The following is a 17,999-nucleotide window of genomic DNA, read 5'->3' as shown; positions in this document are numbered from 1 at the left end:
AAAGAGCCACCGCCAGGCTGTATTACCGGTGATCAATGGGCACGATGGCGAGGGCGATCGCCCAATCGACGTGGTCGAGCCCGCCGGCTCAGATACCCTTGCCGTCAACAAACTCGGCGGCAAGCAAGTGGCCTCGCGCCTGCGCCCGCATTTCCCTCGACCAGACGCGCGACTCGCAAGGCGATCTACTTCGACCAGCAGAGCCAGCCGTATTGCTTAGGGAGAGCACCGAGCACGCCGCAACGACGTCCTCGGGTTTTCGCCGAACCAATCGCGCGGCCAAAACCGGTAGCCCAGGCCGTTACCCGTTGACGCTCCGAGCAGTCGCAGCGCTACCGCAGCCGGCAGCCCGGCGCGTAGCAAGCGCCTTGGCCGAAAAGAGCGCGTAAATGATAAGGGGAAGGCAAACGAGATAGGATGTCCGGATGCCAGCATGTTCGGCAATGAAACCGAGCAGCGGCGGCGCCAGGAAAAAGACGACAAAGCTCATTTGGCCGAGGGCGGCGACGTTGAGATACGCCGCGCGATCGGTGCGTTGGGCCGCCGCCGAGACAGCGAGAGGATAGACCGCGCTGCAGCCGGCGCCCATCAAGGCAAAGCCCGCCAGCGCGACATAGGGATGCGGCGCCCCCGACACGGCGCAGATGCCGATGGCCGAAAGAACAAGCAACATCGTGGCGACGGCCCGCGCGCCAAACCGATCGACCAGCGGATCGACGAACAGGCGCGCCAGCGCCATGCAGAAGGTAAAGAGCGTCAATCCCAGTCCGCCAATGAAGGGCTCGACCGAAAACACATCGCGCATATAGATCGCCGACCAGTCGATCCCGGCGCCTTCGACGAGAAAGGCCGCGATGCCGATCACGCACAGCGGCATGAGGCCCCAGGTGGGAAGCGCTACCAGCGGTGCCTTGCCTTCATGCAACGCGATCCGCGCCGGCGCATTCCGCATGCCGGAAATCGCCCAGATGCCGATGACAACAACCGCGACAAAGGTCACGGCGAGATGGAGTTCCATCGAAATCCCGGCTTGGCGAACGACCGAGGAGACAAGCGCCGTGACGAAGAAGCCGAGGCTCCAGAAACCATGCGCCCTGTTCATCACACCGCGTCCTAGCTGCGCTTCGATACGGTCGATCTCAACATTGAGATTGATCTCCAGCGCTCCGGCGAGCAGCCCCTCGACGAAAAGCACACAGAACACGACCGGCGCCGCACCAATCCACGGCACCAGAGATAGCAGCGCAGACGTGCCGAGAACAGTAATGAATGCCGTCGTACGCGCGCCGAGCCGGGCGATCAAGGGCGAAGACAAAGTCAACGAAATCAAGGCGCCGATCGCAGCCCCTATCAGGGTCAACCCAAGCTCGGACTTATTGACGCCAAGTGCAACCTGCAAATCCGGCATCCTTGACAGCAGCGCCCCCAGCGACACAGCGAAGAGAAAGAAGCAGACATAGATCCGCTGCTGCGGCGCGATTTTCATGATGCAACTCCGGGGATTGACGCGTCGACGCAAAACACGCGCGTATGGATCTGGGATGTCTATCTCACAGAGCCCAAGATCGAAACTGGTTTCTGAGGGAATGCGTGGGAGAATGTGATATTGGGGACCGGCGCGATTTGCCGAGCCGCGGCAACGCGTGCCGCTTGATCAAGGTTGCAAGCTTGCCGCCGCGATTCCGAATGCGAGCTTCGTACCGCTTGAGAGCAAAAACCATGTGCTCGTGCCGGACGAGGCCTGCGTGCAACGTGTTTTCAAGCCGAACTTGCTGCCTTCCTCGGGCAGGATCGGTCGAGGCAACCGCCCGCGGTTCGTGGGGCTATCTCATATCAAGCCTCCCAACATCTCCTTTGGTCCAAACCAGGTGCGTCGCTTTTCGCCGATAGAGAATGAGGAGCCAGTTTGACAAACTTTGCCAATTTCAGTTAGCTTGTGCGCAGTTTGGAGGCTCGAATGGCTACTATGAACGTATCTTTACCAGACCCAATGAAAGATTGGGTCGAGGCGCAAGCGAGGACCGGGCGATATTCCAATGCCAGTGATTATGTGCGCGACCTGATTCGCAGGGACCAAGCACGCAGTGATAAGATTGCTGCCATGCAGCGCTTTGTCGACGACGGTCTCAAAAGTGGTGTTGGCGGTCGCTCGAAGGACGAACTCTTTGCAGAGGCAGTCGCGCGCGCGGAACCGACCCGCGGCAGCAGATAATGCGTTTTAGCCTTTCTGTCGAAGCGGAAGAGGACATCATTGCAATCGCCGAGCAAAGTGTCCGCATTTTCGGATCTGCACAAGCTAGGAGGTATCATGACGAGCTGTTCGTGGTGCTTGACCTGATTGCCGCGAATCCGCAAATAGCGCGTGAACGAGCAGAGATTTCGCCGCACGTTAGGATCCATCCGTTCAAAGCGCATCTCGTTGTCTACCGGATCGAAGAGAACGGAGCCATTTTCGTGATCCGAATACGCCATGGACATGAAGACTGGGCCGGCGATCCTGGTTAGGCCTCGCCGATTGAGCGCATAAGCACAGTTGCATCGCGTTCATGTAGCCAGGAATGTAACGCCTCTCAAATGAGCTGGCATCCATAAATCATTGTTATCCCACGTGACTAGGACAACGGGTCCGCGCTCGCTTTCCTTCAATGCGAGGGCCTATCCGCTTTCAAACCGATAGTGGCGAGTAGGGCGGCCGCGGGGGTGACGCACAGGAACCCACCAATGAATGCGCCAATGGCCTTCATCGGGCTAATCTTCAGATCCAGCGTAAACCACGAACCTGGGCTTGAGCGTACCGCCTGTGTCGACGGCCATCTACCCATCGCTCCCGTTTTTCATACCCGGCCCGGGCAACAACACAGACAGACGGCGGCGCAACTCATTTCTGAAAATTGCGCGTGCCTGCGCGATTTAGTGGAAGCCGATATGCGCAACAAAGCGCATGACCGTAGAGACGGAGACGCCGCAGTCGTCCGCGATTGAGGTCGTGCTACTAAAGGCCATGAGTTCCGGTTTGGCCAGGACCCTCTTCGCCACATTCTCGACGCGAAGAGGGAAGGTGACGTGGCGGGAAGCGATGGCCGACTTCAGCTCTTCGAAACTTGCCGGCGGGCTGCTCAGACTGCGGATATGCTGCGGCATTTCTTGGCACACTCCGTCTTTTGCGATCCGGCCTAGAGACCGGAAAGCTGGATCGTCCTGCGCTCGGTAACCGACGTGATGCAGGCGAGCGCGATGGCAAGCGCATTGCGGGCATCTTCACCGGTCGGGCCAGTGACGGTGCCCGTCCTTATGGCCTCGACGAAGGAGGCGAGCTGGGCGGTGTAACCGTGGACAAAGTGATCCGTGTCACGCCGCCAGGTATCGTTCGAAACTCCGTTCTTGTCGTAGAGCGTCATCGAGGAACGGCGTACATCGCCCATCGTCACCATGCCCCCGGAGCCAAAGACCTCGCCGCGGATGTCGTAGCCGTACATGGCGCAGAAATTCGCCTCCGCCACAGCGATCGAACCGTTGTCGAAGCGGATGGTGACGACGGCGGTGTCGTGAAAACCCTTTCTGGCAAAGTCCGGTACCACGAGCGCATCGGCAATCGCCGTCACCTCGATCGGTGTTGCTTTCGGGTTCAGCCACAGCAGCGTGTCGAAGTCGTGGATCAGCGTCTCATAGAAGATCGTCCATAGCGGCGTCTTTTCCGGGTTGCCGTCGTAGGGACCCGGGTCTCGCGTCAACGAGCGAAGAAGTTGGACGGAACCAACTTTGCCAGCATCGATCGCTGCGCGGCCCTCGTAAAAAGCCTGGTCCCAACGTCGATTGAATCCAACCTGGAGTGGCACCTTCGCAGCCTTTGTGACAGCGATAGCCTCGTCTGCTTCCCCGAGCGTCAGCGCCATCGGTTTTTCGCAGAAGACCGCTTTTCCGGCCCGCGCGGCTTCCACGACGACGCTCGTGTGGAAACGCGCCGGCGTGGCGATGATGACGCCATCGATCTCCGGATTGGCGAGAAGCTCCGACACGCTGGTATAGGCTTTGGGTGCATCGAGCGCTGCCGCCAGTTTTTCGGCAGCGCCCGGCGCCGGATCGGCGACGGCGAGCAAATTGGCATCAACCAGGCGCCGGGCGACGCTTTCGGCGTGGAACGAACCGATGCGGCCGGCACCGATGAGAGCGAGATTGACGGGACGGTGGGCGGGCATGGAAAGCTCCTGAAAATGCTGCTGTCGGATCAAAGGGAAAACGCGTCGCGGAAGCGGGAGAGGGCAAGTTCGTCATCGCCGGAAGGCCAGGCTTCCATGCCGATCGTCCCCCGGTAGCCCATCTCGTCCAGCGCGCGTGCGATGGCTGGATAGTTAATTTCGCCGGTGCCCGGCTCCTTGCGGCCGGGAACGTCGGCGACCTGGATTTCACCGATATGTGGAAGAGCGGTGCGGCAAAGCTCGATCAAGTTCCCCTCACCAATCTGTGCGTGGTAAAGATCGAGATTGAGCTTCAGCGACGGCCGGTTGACGGCCGCCACCAATGCAAGTGTATCGGCCGCCTTGGCAAACGGCGTCTTTGGATGGTCAACCACCTCGTTCAGGTTTTCGAGGACGAAGGTAACGCCTTCCTCCTCGCCGAGATCAGCGATGCGGCTTAGCGTATCGGCCGCCTTCAGCCACATGGCGCCGGTGACGACCTCGGACTTGACGACGGGCAGGCCCTGTCCATCGAGCCCCGTCCCATGCAAGTTGAGGCGCGGGCAATTGAGTTCCTTGGCGATCGGGATCGACTGGCGCGCAGTGCGCAGCAGCTCATCGGCTCCGGCGTCATCTGCCAGCGTGCCGGTCACGTATCCTGTCATCGACGAGAAAGTGGCACCAGACTTTGCGATCGCCTCGATATCGTGTTTCGTCCAATCCCAGATTTCCGCCTGGAAGCCGAGTTCGGTGATGCGCTTCAACCGATCGAGGAGGGGCAGGGAGCGAAACACCATTTCGGCGCAGACCGCTAGCGTGAAAGGTGATGTTTTTGTAGTCGTTTTCATGATTGTTCCTCATGCAATATGTCAGATCGTGCCGCCGAGTTCGGCGGAGAGCACCTGCAGTTCCTTGCCGCCAGCCATGAGGTTCTGCAGTTCCTCAAGCGAAATCTCGCTCTTGTCGAAAGTGCCGAGCGTCTTTCCGCGATTGAGAACCGTGAAACGATTGCCGACAGCAAAGGCATGGCGAACATTGTGGGTGATGAAGATCACAGCGAGGCCCTTCTGCTGAACCTGATGGATGTACTTCAGCACCATCGAGGTTTGGGCAACGCCCAATGCGGACGTCGGCTCATCGAGGATGAGCACCTTTGCTCCGAAATAAACGGCCCGCGCGATCGCCACACATTGCCGCTCGCCGCCGGAAAGGGTGCCGACCGCCTGGTTCGGGTCGCGGATATCGATGCCGATCTTGTGCATCTCCTCGCGAGTCACCTCGCTGCAATACTTGAAATCGACATGGCGAAACGGCGGAATGCCTTTCACGGGTTCGCGTCCCATGAAGAAGTTTCGAGTGATCGACATCAAAGGGATCATCGCCAGATCCTGATAGACGGTCGCGATGCCGGCATCGAGTGCATCGCGCGGACTGGTGAATGCGACCGGCTTGCCCTCGACCAGGAAATCGCCGCCCGAGGGACGGACCACACCCGACAGCGTCTTGATGAGTGTGGATTTCCCAGCTCCATTGTCTCCAAGCAGGCAGAGCACTTCGCCCTGTGATACCTTCATCGAAACGCCCGAGAGCGCGATGACGGAGCCGTAGTGCTTGACGATATTTTTGACTTCAATGACCGGCGGAGCGGTTTCTGATTGGTTATCAGTCATGATCAGCGCTCCCCTGTCACTTTGCGGCGAATGAAATTGTTGAAGAGAACGGCCAGCAGCAGCATGGAGCCGAGGAAGACTTGGAACCAGTCCGAGTCGAACTTCGTGTAGGTCAGGCCGATCGAGACGAGACCGAAGATGATGGCGCCGAAGAAGGCGCCGATCGCCGATCCATAACCGCCGGTCAGCAGACATCCGCCAATCACGGCAGCGATGATCGCCTCGAACTCCTTCTGGAAACCGCGGCGCGCGTCCGTCGAGCCGGCATCCAGCACGGTGATAATTGCCACAAGCGCCGCGGCGCAGGCTGTGAGCGCGAAGAGCCCCGTCTTCACGCGATCGACCGGGACCCCGGAGTTTCTTGCCGCATTGGGATCGCCGCCGGCGGCAAAAACCCAGTTTCCGATCCGGGTGCGCAGAAGAACCCAGGTGGCGAGCCCGGCAATGGCGATGAACCAGACCACGGACACCGGCACGCCCGTGACTTTCGGAACGCCGTTGTCGAACTTCTCGATCAGGCCATGGGCTGCAAGCCAGCTGAAAAGATCCTGGAAGGCGACGCCTGAGAACAGGCGCTTCAAGGGACCGTCGCCGACGACCTCACCTATCCCGCGAAGCTGAGTTGAGCCGCCTGTCGCCCATTTCAGGCCAACAAGGGTTAGACCCCGCAAAATAAAGAGGAAGGCAAGCGTGACGATGAACGACGGCAGCCGTGTCCTGATCACAATCTGTCCGTTCACCGCGCCCATGGCGGCTGCAAGCAGCATCGTGATGATAATGGAAATCCAGAGCGGTTGACCGAAATTGGTCAGGGCCGCGCCGAAGATCAATCCGGCGAAGGCCACCATCGAGCCGATCGAAAGATCGAACTCGCCACCAATCATCAGCAGAGCTGCCGCAATGGCGAGAATTCCCAGCTGTGAGGCTGGGGCCAGGATCGTCATCACACCTGAAAGCGAAAACATCGAATGGTCTGCGGTAAGAAAGAAGAACGTCACCACCAGGACGAGGCCAGCAACCGCGCCGAGCTCGGGCCGACGCATCATATGTGTGAGAAAGCCCACCTGTTTGATGCGCTCGTCGGAGTTTGACGCATCTCCTATTTTTTGCTCGATCGGAGCCATGATACCTACCTCCCAATGGATGCAATTCGCCGAAGCGCCGAGGGCATTCCTCACGGCGCACGTCGTCTGTCGAACACCCTCTTCGAAAGCGGGGAGGGTGTTCGACAATCACGCCTTTCGGCAGTTGTGGATTAGCGGATGCCCTTTGCCGATAGTTCGACGACCTGGGCGGCCTTTTCCTTGGTGATCAGGTTCGGACCGGAAGGCACGTTGCCGCCGGGGATCAGGCCGTACTTGGCATAGTTTGCGAGGAAGACCACGGGCAGATAGCCCTGGAGGAACTGCTGCTGATCGATGGCGAAAGCGGCATCGCCAGCAGCGACAGCCTTCAGGAAGTCTGCAGAAAGGTCGAAAGTGGCGACTTTGATCTTGCCAGTCATGCCTGCATCGGCGACGGCAGCCAGAGACGGTTCGCCGGCAGTGCTTGCGCCGAGTGCCATGATCGTGTCGATTGCGGCGTTCGAGCTCAGTGCAGCCTTCACCTTGGCCCGAACGTCCGCCGGATCGTTGGAGACGGGCAGGACCGTAACGCTGCCTGCAAAGCCGTCGGAGAAGCCCTGGCAACGCTGATCGAGGGAGACGTTGCCGACCTCCTGGTTGACGCAGATGGCAACCTTGCCGCCCATCTCCTTGAGCTTTTCACCTGCTGCCTTGCCGGCGCTGTATTCGTCCTGGCCGACATGGAGAAGCGCTCCCAGTGACTTCGAAACGTCGGAGCCGGAATTGATGGAAATGACCGGAATGCCGGCGGCGACGGCCTTCTGGATCGACGGGCCTAATGCGGACGAATCCGGGATCGAGACGATCAAGCCGGCTGGTTTCTGGTTGACGGCGGCGTCGATCAGCTGGCTCATGGCCACCATGTCGAAGGTTTCCGGCGCACGATAGTCGATGCTGACACCGGCATCCTTGGCGCCGGCGCTTACCCCGTTCTTAACAACCGACCAGAAGGGGTCGTTGGCCTGGCCGTGCGTTACGGCGATGATGTTGATATCCTGTGCGATGGCAACGCCAGATGCAGCGCCAAGTGCGCTAACCACGGCAACGCCCAGCACAATTTTACGAAGAAACGATTTCATAAAAACTCCTCCCAAAGGGTGTCCCGCGCCTCCTAGCGCGAGAACCACCAAAAACGCCTCAGACGGCGCGTCCTCCAATTTGCTACCGGGTGCACATTTTATGCTACCGGTAGCAAACGTGCATAGCTATAAGATTCTTGCTAAAAGAAATCAACCATTCATTTCGCGTTCCGGCAGAAATGGAATAAACGTTTCGAAACGGAGAGGTTCGACTATGAAGCGAGCGACGGCGCAGAACGTGGCGATGGAGGCCGGCGTTTCAAAGTGGACGGTCATCCGCGCATTTACGCCGGGTGCCTCGATCACGGAAGCAAGCAAAGCCAAAGTGCTGGAGGCGGCAGAGCGGCTCAATTATCGGCCTAACCTGTTGGCCAGGAGCCTTGCCACCAATTCTACACATCAGGTCGCGGTTCTCGTTGATGACTTCGCAAACCCGCACAAGCTTCCGTTTCTTGAAAAGCTAACCGCCAGCCTGCAGGCGGAGGGGCTCGTGACCATGTTGATCAATATCAATCAGCACTACAGCCACGTGCATGCCATATTGAATGCCGACCAGCGGCAGGTTGATGCGATCGTGCTATTTGGCACAGCGTTTCGCGACGAGATGTTGACGGATCATAAGCTGGGACGCGGCGGGCCTCCGATGTTTGTTCTTGCTCGAGATAGCCAGATCGAAGGTGTTCCCGCCATCTCCTGCGATGCCGTCGTGGCGATTGCCGAGATCGGCGAGCACCTATTAAAACGGGGATATCGGAGACCGGGATTTATGGCCGGGGCGCTTACATTGTCTACAGCGCTTGGCAGGCGGAGAAACTTCAAGGCGTTCTGGCGAACCGCTCTCGGCGTCGAACTCGTAGAAATGTCTGCCGAGCGCTACAGCGCAGAAGCAGGCGCGCAAGCCGCCCGGGACTATTTGTCTAACGTTGCGCCGGAAGACCGGATCGATGTCCTCATGTGCGAAAACGATGCTCTCGCGTTCGGAGCGATCGATGTTGCCCGAAGCGAGTTCGGCTTACGCGTGCCGGATGATCTCGCCATTGTGGGCTTCGACAACGCTGCCCCTGCGGCATCCCCCGCATACAGCCTTACAACCTACGAGCAACCCACCGACCAGATGGTCAAAGCGGCAATAGACATGATTCTGGAAAGAGCGCCGAGGGAGACAGTTAATTTCCAAGGCAAGCTTGTGGTGAGAGATTCAGCCTGATTGATCAAGCAATAGAATAGGCCAAAACGTATTTGGGCAAAATCCTCCAGGCGGAAAACCACATCGTTCAAACAAATATCTCGAGCAAGTGAGCGCTTTAACGCGTAAGCTTGCTAAACTAGAGACACTGGGCATCTGATGAGTGGTGTCGTTGGTTAATTTCCTTACGCCGGGGCATTGTTCTCCCGATTGGAGGCGATGACATCGGCGTGCTTTGGGTTGGGGCCGAGTGCCGCGAATTGTTCGGGCAATTTATCCCGCGTTGCAGCGGCCTTTCCCTTCACGGCCTGAGCAAGGGCCTTGCGCGTCTCCTCGACGTTCCAGTCGCAGCAATAGACGGGCGTCGACGGCTGCTGGCGCCAGGAGTCGTCGAGAGACCCTGAATCGATGGGATCAAAACCGACCTCGTCCACGATGCCCATGACGATTCTTTTCTGAGCCTCGTCGTCGCCCGCAACGGCCGCTGCAATGCGATCGGGTGCACCAACCGGACGCCCGCCATCGGCAAGGGTCGCAGCCAGAATGTTGTTGAAGGCTTTGATAACGCGGCGGCCAATCTGGTTCGAAACCCAGACGCTTTCCGGCAATCCGTCGTCAATCTCGGCAATGTGCGGATCGCGCATGCCAGGATAGTAGTTGCCCGTATCGACGACCGGGACGTTGGCGGCAAGATTTGCGAATAGATCCTGCGGAAGCTCTGCAACGGCCGGGAATGGGATCGACAAGATGATCATATCAGCGCCATCCACCACGCCCTGTGCATCAACCGGGGTCGCGCCGATGTCAGCAGCGAATGCGTTGAGCTTTTCGGAGGGTTTTGAATTGGTGATCCGGACATCATGCCCTGCGGCGGCAAGCTTGCGTGCGAGGGTACCGCCGATATTGCCGGTGCCAAAGATGCCGATTTTCATAAGCTATTCCTTCCGCATTTCTGTACTAATGAAAATAGGAGTAGATAGCTAAGCAGGCAAGAACCCACCTTTTGGTGTGTTACTGCCGATTGAGGTATGTATGCGGACTGAGCACGACTGGAACTGCCAGAATCCCGAGCAGCGGAAGGTATGGGCTGCGGCGACCAGTGAGGCGCTGCGGGTTCTCGAGGGCAAGTGGAAGACTGTCATCATCTGCCAGCTCTTTGCAGCGCATGGTCCCCTCCGCTTTTCTGAGTTGGAACGGCGTGTCGACGGCGTGAACCAGAAAATGCTCATCCAACAACTGAAAGAGCTGGAGAAGGACGGAATAATCGTACGAACCGTTTATCCGGAGGTGCCCCCACGGGTAGAGTACAACTTAAGCAAACTTGGTGTTGCACTGGGTCCGGCGATGGAAGCGTTGATCGACTGGGCACTACTGCGACGCGCTGGCATGAATGGTGACTGAAGCGGCGAAGGATTGAAGTCCGCGGATCCATTTATCGAGTGGCTCGGCCAGTAGGTCCTCGTCAATCGTTCTCACGGTTCCGGCGAGTACGGGAAGAAGCACGCACCTTTGCCCCTGGCTTGCAAAATAGAATGCCAAATCAAATTCAATTGCCCCCTATGAGGGGCCACGGGTCGCAAGTAAAGACTGTTCATACTGGCGTTCGCTTCGATGCACTTTCGACCGTCATCCAGAATTTCTCTGCCAACTCCGTCATCCGGGTCCTCGATCGGATCAGTACGATCTTGACCGGCACCATCCACCGTTCGTCGCCGGCGACTGCCAGGTTCCCTTCTGGTTCCAGCTCAGAGCTGGCAAGGCTGCGCGGTATCCAGGCCACGCCTTTTCCCTCAAGTGCCAGCGCTTTCAAGACCATTGCCAAATGCGATGTGAAGACGCGCACCAGATGCAATTCGCTCTCGACCGGCGAAAGGTTGGCCGCCAGTATTCGGCCCATTCCCGATTTCTCGTCAAACGATATATGAGGGACGGGAATCTCCGGTGTACCGGGCAACTTATGGATTGGCGCGCCCTCCTTGCCTCTTCGAGCAACGGGGACAAGAACGTCGCTGGCAAGTTCCATGTACTTGAAGTCGGCTTCATGCAAACGAATTTCGCTGTCTGGATGGAAGTGGCACAGGAGAAACTGCGCCCTGCCTTCCGCCATCATCTTTTCGCACTCATTCATGTTGTCGGAAAGAAGCCGGATTGGCACTGTCGCTACCGACGAGCCCAGACTTTGCACCCAACCCGGAAAAAAGGTGAAGGATAAAGCGTGCGTCGCCGCAAACGTCAGGGTCGCAGTGGCGGATCGTTCCTGGTTCAAGTCGTGGGTAGCCCTTTCGATCCTTTGAAGAATGTCATTTGCGGCATCAAGCATAATTTCGCCAGCAGGCGTAATCCTGATGCGGTGCGTTGATCGGTCGACCAGAACGGATCCGCTCCAATCTTCAAAGGCCTTTATCCGGCGACCAAAGGCGGGCTGCGTAATATTGCGCAACTCCGCCGCCCTCGAAAAATTGAGGGTGTCGGCGAGAGCTCGCAAATCCAAAAGCCAGGCAGTATCCATCTCATCCTCTCACTTACGGCATCAATTGAAGCCGAAACGGCATTGGACGGTCAATCGCTTGTTCGCGAATGTTGCGTTGAGGAACGCCGTTGTTGGAGACGCGACGGCAATGGGAGGAAGAAATGAAGTCACCATCGATCTCGGTCACCTCGCAGGCTTCGTTACCCTTGCTGCCACGCTGCCCAGCTTTCATGCCATTCCCATCGCAGGTCTCATCCTCCTGCTCGGCGTCGATCGCTTCATGAACCTCATCGGCAACGGGGTTGCAACAATAGCCATCGCCAAGTGGGAAGGGGCTTTTGACCGGGCCACCGTCGACGCCGAACACGCGGGGACGTTCCCCGCCGGATCACTGTTGTCGCTGACGAAGCCCAGCACTAGCCAGACATCCAAATGTTCAGAAACCGGAGATCAAAATGCGTATCGTAAACGTCTGCGAAGTTACCAAGCCCATCGCGTCGCCCATCCGCAACGCCTATATCGACTTTTCGAAGATGACGGCCAGTCTCGTTGCCGTCGTGACCGATGTCGTCAGGGACGGCCGCCGCGTCGTTGGCTATGGCTTCAACTCGAACGGCCGTTATGGCCAGGGCGGCCTGATCCGCGAACGGTTCAAGGACCGCATCCTGCAGGCAGACCCGGACAGCCTGATCAACGACGCCGGCACCAACCTCGATCCGCACAAGATCTGGTCGACCATGATGATGAATGAAAAGCCCGGCGGTCACGGCGAGCGCTCCGTGGCTGTCGGTACCATCGACATGGCCATCTGGGATGCGGTTGCGAAGATCGAAAGTAAACCTCTCTTCCGCATGCTGGCCGACAAGAAGGGCCGCGAGGCGGACCCCAGGGTCTTCGTTTACGCCGCCGGCGGCTACTACTATCCCGGCAAGGACAACAGTGCGCTTCGCAAGGAGATGCGCGGCTATCTCGACCGCGGGTACAATGTCGTGAAGATGAAGATCGGTGGCGCCTCGATCGACGAGGACCGAGGCCGCATCGAATCCGTGCTGGAAGAGATCGGTTCCGAGGCGAAACTCGCGGTCGATGCGAACGGCCGCTTCGATTTGGAGACTGGCATCGCCTACGCGAAGATGCTGCGTGACTACCCGCTTTTCTGGTACGAGGAAATCGGCGATCCGCTCGACTACGCCTTGCAGGCGGCCATCTCCGAATTCTACGACGCTCCGATGGCAACCGGCGAGAACCTCTTCTCCCACCAGGATGCCCGCAACCTGCTTCGTTACGGCGGCATGCGCGCCGACCGCGACTTCCTGCAGTTCGACTGCGCCCTGTCCTACGGTCTCGTCGAATACCTCCGGACCCTCGACGTCCTGCGCCAGTTCGGTTGGTCGCCGTCCCGCTGCATCCCGCATGGCGGTCACCAGATGTCGCTCAACATCGCGGCCGGCCTCGGCCTCGGTGGCAATGAGAGCTATCCAGATCTCTTCCAGCCATACGGGGGCTTCCCGGACGGCGTAAAGGTCATCGACGGGCATATCACGATGCCTGAGCTGCCGGGCATCGGCTTCGAAGGCAAGTCCGACCTTATCAAGGTCATGCGCGAACTCGCCGAATAGTCGCGTGTTCCGGGGGACCAGGACGGTCGCGTGATCGCGATGAAGAGCATAGTCTAACGAACTTCGGTTCGCTGATCACGCGTACGCCAGTGCAATCACTTTGTTCCATAAGCTATCTTATGCGATACAGTTGTGTAAGGGCTATTTAGTAATGCGACAGTTGGGCCAGTTAGAGATGCGACAGTCTCGCCTCTCGACGCACTGGTCAAAGCCAACGTTGGGAGCAAGGATGACGATCTTCAGCCTGGTCAAGACCATGAGCGGTCGGAGTCGTCATGTCCTTTATGATCACCATGTCGCAGAAAGAGTTGCATCGCCTTGAAGTCATCCAGAAGATCCGTGACCTACGCCTGAGCGTTGTCCAGGCTGCCGAACTGCTCGGGCTCAGTCGAAGTCAGGTCCATCGGTTGCTGCAGGCCTATGACCGGGATGGTCCAGCCGGCCTCGTTTCCAAGAAACGATCGCAGCCGAGCAACCGGCGCCACAGCGAGGAGTTTCGCAATGCAGCGCTGGATCTGATCCGCGAGCACTATCTGGATTTCGGCCCGACGCTGGCTCGCGAGAAGCTGATCGAGCTGCACCGGATCTCTGTTGCTAAGGAGACGCTGCGGCAATGGATGACCGAGGCCGGCATCTGGATCTCGCGCCGGGAACGCAAGAAACGGGTTTTCCAGCCACGCGGCCGGCGCGACTGCTTTGGCGAACTGGTGCAGATCGATGGTTCGCATCACTGGTGGTTCGAGAACCGCGGCCCCAAATGCGCCCTGCTCGTCTATATCGACGATGCGACCGGCAAGCTGCTGCACCTGCGGTTCGCCGGATCAGAGAACACGTTCGACTATCTGCATGCGACTAAGGCGTATTTGCAGCAATGGGGCAAACCTCTCGCGTTCTACAGCGACAAACATGGGGTTTTCCGTAGCACGCATGCGTCAGAGAAAGACCGGACGAGCGGCCTGACGCAGTTTGGTCGTGCGCTTTATGAGCTGAACATCGACATTATCTGTGCCAACACTCCGCAAGCCAAGGGCCGTGTGGAACGCGCCAACCAGACATTGCAGGATCGGCTGGTGAAGGAGATGCGGCTTCGCGGCATCGATACGATCGAAGCTGCCAATGCCTATGCGCCTGAGTTCATTGCGGATTTCAATTCGCGGTTCGGCAAGCAACCGCGCAATCCGAAGGACATGCACCGACCGCTGGCCGACCATGAGAATCTCGATGGCGCCATGTGCCGGAAGGAAGTCCGCACACTGTCGCAGTCGCTGACGCTCCGTTACGACAAGGTCTTGTTCATTCTCGATCCGACCGAGATTTCCAGGCCATTGGCGGGTAAGAAGGTCGTTGTCTGCGACTACCCGGACGGCCGCCTCGAGATCATGCACGAGAGCTTCACCCTGCCCTACAGAACCTTCGATACATTGCGGTCGGTCCACCGGGCAGAGGTTGTCGAGAACAAGCGTCTCGACGACATGCTTTCCATCGTCGCCGAGCTGCAGGCTGGGCGGGAACAGCAGCGCAGCAAGAGCGGCCCTCGCCGCACCGGCCAGACGGATCATATGTTCGGTATTCCCGATGGCAGCCAGGGCAATGGTTATCAGAAGCGTGGCCGCAAGCCTGGCCGGCGGACGGACTTCATGAATGATCCGGAGGTGATTGCCAAAAGGCAGAAGGCGTTGATGAGGCAGCCAGCGGAATGAAGTTCGTCAGTGCACGCCAATGTCGCTTTGCGTATCCGATTCCAACTGCAGGCAGGCTGCCCAAAGTGGCGTCTTGTGGAAGGATCCGTCCTGGAGAAGAGTGAGCCCCTCTCGTGCCTCATAGAGCAAGCCGAGCCAGCATAAGCGTCGAAAGACGCCGTACTGGAGATCGGATTTCAACTCCCAGGCTTCCAGGGTTATTTCGGTGTCCGACAGAGGCGCCAGGTCTGGATAGAGGATTTTCACAACCTCCATTGGTGTGCAACCTTCTCTGGCCTTGATATTGAGAAGATTGAGGAACATGCGCCACCAGCGTAACCGCGCTCGGACCTCCTCTTCCCGCTCGGTGGCGTGGACATACGAATAGAGATAATCCGTGGCGACCAGATCAAAGAAGGCTTGCGGTTTTGCCAAAAACTCCCGGCCGCGTTTGGTTGGCAGCAGCACGTCCTTTTTTCGGCGAAGAAGTTTCAGATGACGGGCCATGTCGCGCACGACCCAAAGCGGCGGCATGTCGCTTTCATTGAGCACCTTGTTCATGCTGTAGAGGTCTTCGGCTGTGAAGCTTGGCCAGAGGAAGTGCACAGCGGCCCAATGCACGAACTTGCGGTTCATGGCGCCGGTCGCAGTCAATCCTATGCCACCCTCACCGTCAGCATAGGCAACCGAAAGAAGCATGCCGCGAAGAAGTGGTGACAGCGCGGCGACATCGACGTGCCCCTGCAGGTTGATTTCCGGAAGCATCGTGCGGCTTTGATCCCCATCCTGCGCCATGCAAGTGCCAGCGAGTATCGAGCGACAAAAGAACAATTGCCAGTGAGAAAGCTAAAGCCGAAGGAAGTGTCATCACCCGCCCCCGCTCCGCCCTTTCAACCCGGCCCAGCCGGCCGGATCGGGGGCTGACCGACGGTGCTAGTGTCGCGTTTCTAACTGGCTGGCGAAGTCGCAGCGCTATTCAGCTTTGACAAGTTGTGTAGCCGCAAAGTTAAAGTGTCCTGTTTCTGCAAAGTTGGAATGTCACTCTCCCCTTGTTTGATGACCTGGGAGATTGCGGATGGGACTGATAGCGATGAGCGAGCGTGATCTGCAGCGGATCGAGATTCTATCGAATGTGATCGCCGGCCGGATGACGATGGTGTCGGCGGCACATGTGCTTGATCTGAGTACGCGCCAGGTGCGTCGTCTGCTGGAGCGGATCAACACGGGTGGTGCGGCGTCGATCCGGCACAAAGCGATCGGCCGACCGTCGAACAACCGGATCAGCGACGGGGTTCGGGATTACGCCGTGACGCTGGTTGGCGAACGCTATGCAGACTTCGGACCAACCTTGGCGGCCGAGAAGCTTGCCGAGCGCGATGGGTTGCGGGTGTCGCGTGAGACGTTGCGCAGCTGGATGGTGGATGCGGGCCTGTGGCTCTCGCGCAAGCAGCGGCGGACGTTTCATCAGCCGCGCTTGCGGCGTGAAGCCTATGGCGAGTTGGTGCAGATTGACGGGTCCGAGCATCGCTGGTTCGAGGACCGCGGTGATCCATGCTCGCTGCTGGTGTTCGTCGACGATGCGACGGGCAAGCTGATGCAGTTGCGGTTCGTGCGCTCGGAAAGCGCCTTCAGCTATTTCGAGGCGCTGGCGCTTTACCTGCGCGATCACGGCGCGCCTGTGGCTTTCTACTCCGACAAGCATTCGGTGTTCCGGGTGGCGAAGAAGGAGGCCAAGGGTGGCCAGGGCATGACCCAGTTCGGGCGGGCGCTTTGTGAGCTAAACAAGAGCGGCCCTCGCCGCGCCGGCCAGACGGATCATATGTTCGGCATTCCCGATGGCAGCCAGGGCAATGGTTATCACAAGCGCGGCCGCAAGCCTGGTCGGCGGACGGACTTCATGAATGATCCGGAGGTGATTCCCAAAAGGCAGAAGGCGTTGATGAGGCAGCCAGCGGAATGAAGTTCGTCAGTGCACGCCGATGTCGCTTTGCGTATCCGATTCCAACTGCAGGCAGGCTGCCCAAAGTGGCGTCTTGTGGAAGGATCCGTCCTGGAGAAGAGTGAGCCCCTCTCGTGCCTCATAGAGCAAGCCGAGCCAGCATAAGCGTCGAAAGACGCCGTGCTGGAGATCGGATTTCAACTTCCAGGCTTCCAGGGTTATTTCGGTGTCCGACAGAGGCGCCAGGTCTGGATAGAGGATCTCCACAACCTCCATTGACGTGCAACCTTCTCTGGCCGCGATATTGAGAAGATTGAGGAATAGGCGCCACCAGCGTAACCGCGCCCGCACCTCCTCTTCACGATCGGTTTCGTGGACATACGAGTAGAGATAATCCGTGGCGATCAGATCGAAGAAGGCTTGCGGTTTTGCCAAAAACTCCCGGCCTCGTCTAGTTGGCAGCAGCACATCCTTTTTCCGGCGAAGAAGCTTCAGGTGGCGGGTCATGTCGCGCACGACCCAAAGCGGCGGCATGTCGCTTTCATTGAGCACCTTGTTCATGCTGTAGAGGTCTTCGGCTGTGAAGCTTGGCCAGAGGAAGTGCACAGCGGCCCAATGCACGAACTTGCGGTTCATGGCGCCGGTCGCAGTCAATCCTATGCCACCCTCACCGTCAGCATAGGCAACCGAAAGGATCATCCCGCGAAGAAGTGGTGACAGCGCGGCGACGTCGATGTCACCCTGCAGCTTGATTTCTGGAAGCATCGTGCGGCTTTGATCCCTACCCTTCAACAGACAGCTGCCAATAGTACAACCGGCGACGGAACAATTGCCACTGAGAAAGCTAAAGCCGATGGGGAGCACCTCACCCGCCCCCTCCCTTCCCTTGCAACCCGGTCCAGTCGGTCCGGTCGGGGGCTTGCCTCAGCGCAAGTGGACATGCCGAGTGACGCATTTGCAAATGGCTGAAGAAGCGCCCAAAGTGACACTTCTACTTTGCACACAAACGGACATTCCAACCCTGCCGCCACACGGTCTGTAGGGGGTACATTCTATTT

18 protein-coding genes and 1 pseudogene are annotated in these 17,999 nt (G+C 58.5%); 7 read left to right on the top strand and 12 right to left on the bottom strand.

The genetic code is table 11. The features are described 5' to 3' along the window. Positions 1–301 precede the first annotated feature (301 nt). Positions 302–1,486: an MFS transporter gene (locus AC2444_RS24050; protein WP_128449372.1), complete on the bottom strand. Its 1,185-nt coding sequence runs from the start codon at positions 1,484–1,486 to the stop codon at positions 302–304. A gap of 471 nt (positions 1,487–1,957) precedes the next feature. Here AC2444_RS24050 and AC2444_RS24045 point away from each other — a divergent pair, with 471 nt between their 5' ends. After that, positions 1,958–2,212 carry a type II toxin-antitoxin system ParD family antitoxin gene (locus AC2444_RS24045; protein ID WP_128449373.1) on the top strand — a complete coding sequence of 85 codons (255 nt, stop codon included), beginning with the start codon at positions 1,958–1,960 and terminating at the stop codon, positions 2,210–2,212. Continuing rightward, positions 2,212–2,505, top strand: a complete 294-nt coding sequence (locus AC2444_RS24040; RefSeq protein WP_128449374.1) for a type II toxin-antitoxin system RelE/ParE family toxin — start codon at positions 2,212–2,214, stop codon at positions 2,503–2,505. The genes AC2444_RS24045 and AC2444_RS24040 overlap by 1 nt, the downstream gene beginning before the upstream one ends. 405 nt (positions 2,506–2,910) lie before the next feature. Here the strand turns inward: AC2444_RS24040 and AC2444_RS24035 are convergent, their stop codons facing one another. The 6 genes from AC2444_RS24035 to AC2444_RS24010 form a co-directional block, all read right to left on the bottom strand. Then, positions 2,911–3,141, bottom strand: coding sequence for a MurR/RpiR family transcriptional regulator (locus AC2444_RS24035; RefSeq protein ID WP_245461243.1), 231 nt, complete (start codon positions 3,139–3,141; stop codon positions 2,911–2,913). A 32-nt stretch (positions 3,142–3,173) separates the two neighbouring features. Beyond that, positions 3,174–4,196, bottom strand: a complete 1,023-nt coding sequence (locus AC2444_RS24030; protein ID WP_017996219.1) for a Gfo/Idh/MocA family oxidoreductase — start codon at positions 4,194–4,196, stop codon at positions 3,174–3,176. 29 nt (positions 4,197–4,225) lie between these two features. Beyond that, the gene (locus AC2444_RS24025; protein ID WP_128449375.1) at positions 4,226–5,023 is read right to left on the bottom strand and encodes a TIM barrel protein; all 798 of its coding nucleotides are present in this window, start codon (positions 5,021–5,023) and stop codon (positions 4,226–4,228) included. Positions 5,024–5,044: 21 nt separating this feature from the next. Next, the gene (locus tag AC2444_RS24020; protein ID WP_012755603.1) at positions 5,045–5,845 is read right to left on the bottom strand and encodes an ATP-binding cassette domain-containing protein; all 801 of its coding nucleotides are present in this window, start codon (positions 5,843–5,845) and stop codon (positions 5,045–5,047) included. Positions 5,846–5,847: 2 nt separating this feature from the next. Further along, on the bottom strand, positions 5,848–6,969 hold the full coding sequence (locus AC2444_RS24015) for an ABC transporter permease (protein WP_113545650.1): 1,122 nt from the start codon (positions 6,967–6,969) through the stop codon (positions 5,848–5,850). A gap of 131 nt (positions 6,970–7,100) precedes the next feature. Next, a complete protein-coding gene (locus AC2444_RS24010) occupies positions 7,101–8,048 on the bottom strand; it encodes a sugar ABC transporter substrate-binding protein (RefSeq protein WP_128438849.1) in 948 nt (315 codons plus the stop codon). A gap of 214 nt (positions 8,049–8,262) precedes the next feature. Here AC2444_RS24010 and AC2444_RS24005 point away from each other — a divergent pair, with 214 nt between their 5' ends. Next, positions 8,263–9,255, top strand: coding sequence for a LacI family DNA-binding transcriptional regulator (locus AC2444_RS24005; protein ID WP_017996222.1), 993 nt, complete (start codon positions 8,263–8,265; stop codon positions 9,253–9,255). Positions 9,256–9,419: 164 nt separating this feature from the next. Here AC2444_RS24005 and AC2444_RS24000 read toward each other — a convergent pair whose 3' ends face one another. Continuing rightward, positions 9,420–10,166, bottom strand: a complete 747-nt coding sequence (locus tag AC2444_RS24000) for an NADPH-dependent F420 reductase (protein ID WP_017996223.1) — start codon at positions 10,164–10,166, stop codon at positions 9,420–9,422. A gap of 100 nt (positions 10,167–10,266) precedes the next feature. Here AC2444_RS24000 and AC2444_RS23995 point away from each other — a divergent pair, with 100 nt between their 5' ends. Next, entirely contained in the window at positions 10,267–10,635 is a 369-nt protein-coding gene (locus AC2444_RS23995) for a winged helix-turn-helix transcriptional regulator (protein ID WP_017996224.1), read from the top strand. Positions 10,636–10,825: 190 nt separating this feature from the next. On the opposite strand, the gene AC2444_RS23990 is transcribed toward AC2444_RS23995, so the two are convergent. Together AC2444_RS23990 and AC2444_RS23985 are read right to left on the bottom strand one after the other, a co-directional pair. Beyond that, entirely contained in the window at positions 10,826–11,743 is a 918-nt protein-coding gene (locus AC2444_RS23990) for a LysR substrate-binding domain-containing protein (protein ID WP_012755598.1), read from the bottom strand. 13 nt (positions 11,744–11,756) lie between these two features. Next, positions 11,757–12,071, bottom strand: coding sequence for a hypothetical protein (locus tag AC2444_RS23985; RefSeq protein ID WP_012755597.1), 315 nt, complete (start codon positions 12,069–12,071; stop codon positions 11,757–11,759). Between the two features lie 88 nt (positions 12,072–12,159). Between AC2444_RS23985 and AC2444_RS23980 the strand changes: the two genes are divergently transcribed. Together AC2444_RS23980 and AC2444_RS23975 are read left to right on the top strand one after the other, a co-directional pair. After that, entirely contained in the window at positions 12,160–13,323 is a 1,164-nt protein-coding gene (locus tag AC2444_RS23980) for a mandelate racemase/muconate lactonizing enzyme family protein (protein WP_113545653.1), read from the top strand. Between the two features lie 275 nt (positions 13,324–13,598). After that, positions 13,599–15,023, top strand: a complete 1,425-nt coding sequence (locus tag AC2444_RS23975; protein WP_012755595.1) for an ISNCY family transposase — start codon at positions 13,599–13,601, stop codon at positions 15,021–15,023. A 6-nt stretch (positions 15,024–15,029) separates the two neighbouring features. Here AC2444_RS23975 and AC2444_RS23970 read toward each other — a convergent pair whose 3' ends face one another. Beyond that, positions 15,030–15,767: a hypothetical protein gene (locus AC2444_RS23970; protein ID WP_128449376.1), complete on the bottom strand. Its 738-nt coding sequence runs from the start codon at positions 15,765–15,767 to the stop codon at positions 15,030–15,032. A 310-nt stretch (positions 15,768–16,077) separates the two neighbouring features. Here AC2444_RS23970 and AC2444_RS23965 point away from each other — a divergent pair. Continuing rightward, positions 16,078–16,785 (top strand): annotated as a pseudogene (locus tag AC2444_RS23965) (ISNCY family transposase); the annotation flags it as partial. A gap of 183 nt (positions 16,786–16,968) precedes the next feature. On the opposite strand, the gene AC2444_RS23960 reads toward AC2444_RS23965, so the two are convergent. Beyond that, a complete protein-coding gene (locus AC2444_RS23960) occupies positions 16,969–17,706 on the bottom strand; it encodes a hypothetical protein (RefSeq protein ID WP_026157583.1) in 738 nt (245 codons plus the stop codon). Between the last annotated feature and the right edge of the window lie 293 nt (positions 17,707–17,999).

This window comes from Rhizobium sp. WSM1328, from assembly GCF_057653715.1.
The sequence above is the reverse complement of the archived record's forward strand: the minus strand, read 5'-3'. Positions and strand labels throughout refer to the sequence as shown.

Bases quoted from the DNA above. Each gene is read 5' to 3' on its own strand.
- AC2444_RS23995 (WP_017996224.1), top strand. From the start codon at position 10,267: ATGCGGACTGAGCACGACTGGAACTGCCAGAATCCCGAGCAGCGGAAG.
- AC2444_RS24000 (WP_017996223.1), bottom strand. From the start codon at position 10,166: ATGAAAATCGGCATCTTTGGCACCGGCAATATCGGCGGTACCCTCGCA.
- AC2444_RS24050 (WP_128449372.1), bottom strand. From the start codon at position 1,486: ATGAAAATCGCGCCGCAGCAGCGGATCTATGTCTGCTTCTTTCTCTTC.
- AC2444_RS23970 (WP_128449376.1), bottom strand. From the start codon at position 15,767: ATGCTTCCGGAAATCAACCTGCAGGGGCACGTCGATGTCGCCGCGCTG.
- AC2444_RS23980 (WP_113545653.1), top strand. From the start codon at position 12,160: ATGCGTATCGTAAACGTCTGCGAAGTTACCAAGCCCATCGCGTCGCCC.
- AC2444_RS24030 (WP_017996219.1), bottom strand. From the start codon at position 4,196: ATGCCCGCCCACCGTCCCGTCAATCTCGCTCTCATCGGTGCCGGCCGC.
- AC2444_RS23960 (WP_026157583.1), bottom strand. From the start codon at position 17,706: ATGCTTCCAGAAATCAAGCTGCAGGGTGACATCGACGTCGCCGCGCTG.
- AC2444_RS24010 (WP_128438849.1), bottom strand. From the start codon at position 8,048: ATGAAATCGTTTCTTCGTAAAATTGTGCTGGGCGTTGCCGTGGTTAGC.
- AC2444_RS24035 (WP_245461243.1), bottom strand. From the start codon at position 3,141: ATGCCGCAGCATATCCGCAGTCTGAGCAGCCCGCCGGCAAGTTTCGAA.
- AC2444_RS24040 (WP_128449374.1), top strand. From the start codon at position 2,212: ATGCGTTTTAGCCTTTCTGTCGAAGCGGAAGAGGACATCATTGCAATC.
- AC2444_RS23990 (WP_012755598.1), bottom strand. From the start codon at position 11,743: ATGGATACTGCCTGGCTTTTGGATTTGCGAGCTCTCGCCGACACCCTC.
- AC2444_RS24045 (WP_128449373.1), top strand. From the start codon at position 1,958: ATGGCTACTATGAACGTATCTTTACCAGACCCAATGAAAGATTGGGTC.
- AC2444_RS24015 (WP_113545650.1), bottom strand. From the start codon at position 6,969: ATGGCTCCGATCGAGCAAAAAATAGGAGATGCGTCAAACTCCGACGAG.
- AC2444_RS23975 (WP_012755595.1), top strand. From the start codon at position 13,599: ATGTCCTTTATGATCACCATGTCGCAGAAAGAGTTGCATCGCCTTGAA.
- AC2444_RS24020 (WP_012755603.1), bottom strand. From the start codon at position 5,845: ATGACTGATAACCAATCAGAAACCGCTCCGCCGGTCATTGAAGTCAAA.
- AC2444_RS24025 (WP_128449375.1), bottom strand. From the start codon at position 5,023: ATGAAAACGACTACAAAAACATCACCTTTCACGCTAGCGGTCTGCGCC.
- AC2444_RS24005 (WP_017996222.1), top strand. From the start codon at position 8,263: ATGAAGCGAGCGACGGCGCAGAACGTGGCGATGGAGGCCGGCGTTTCA.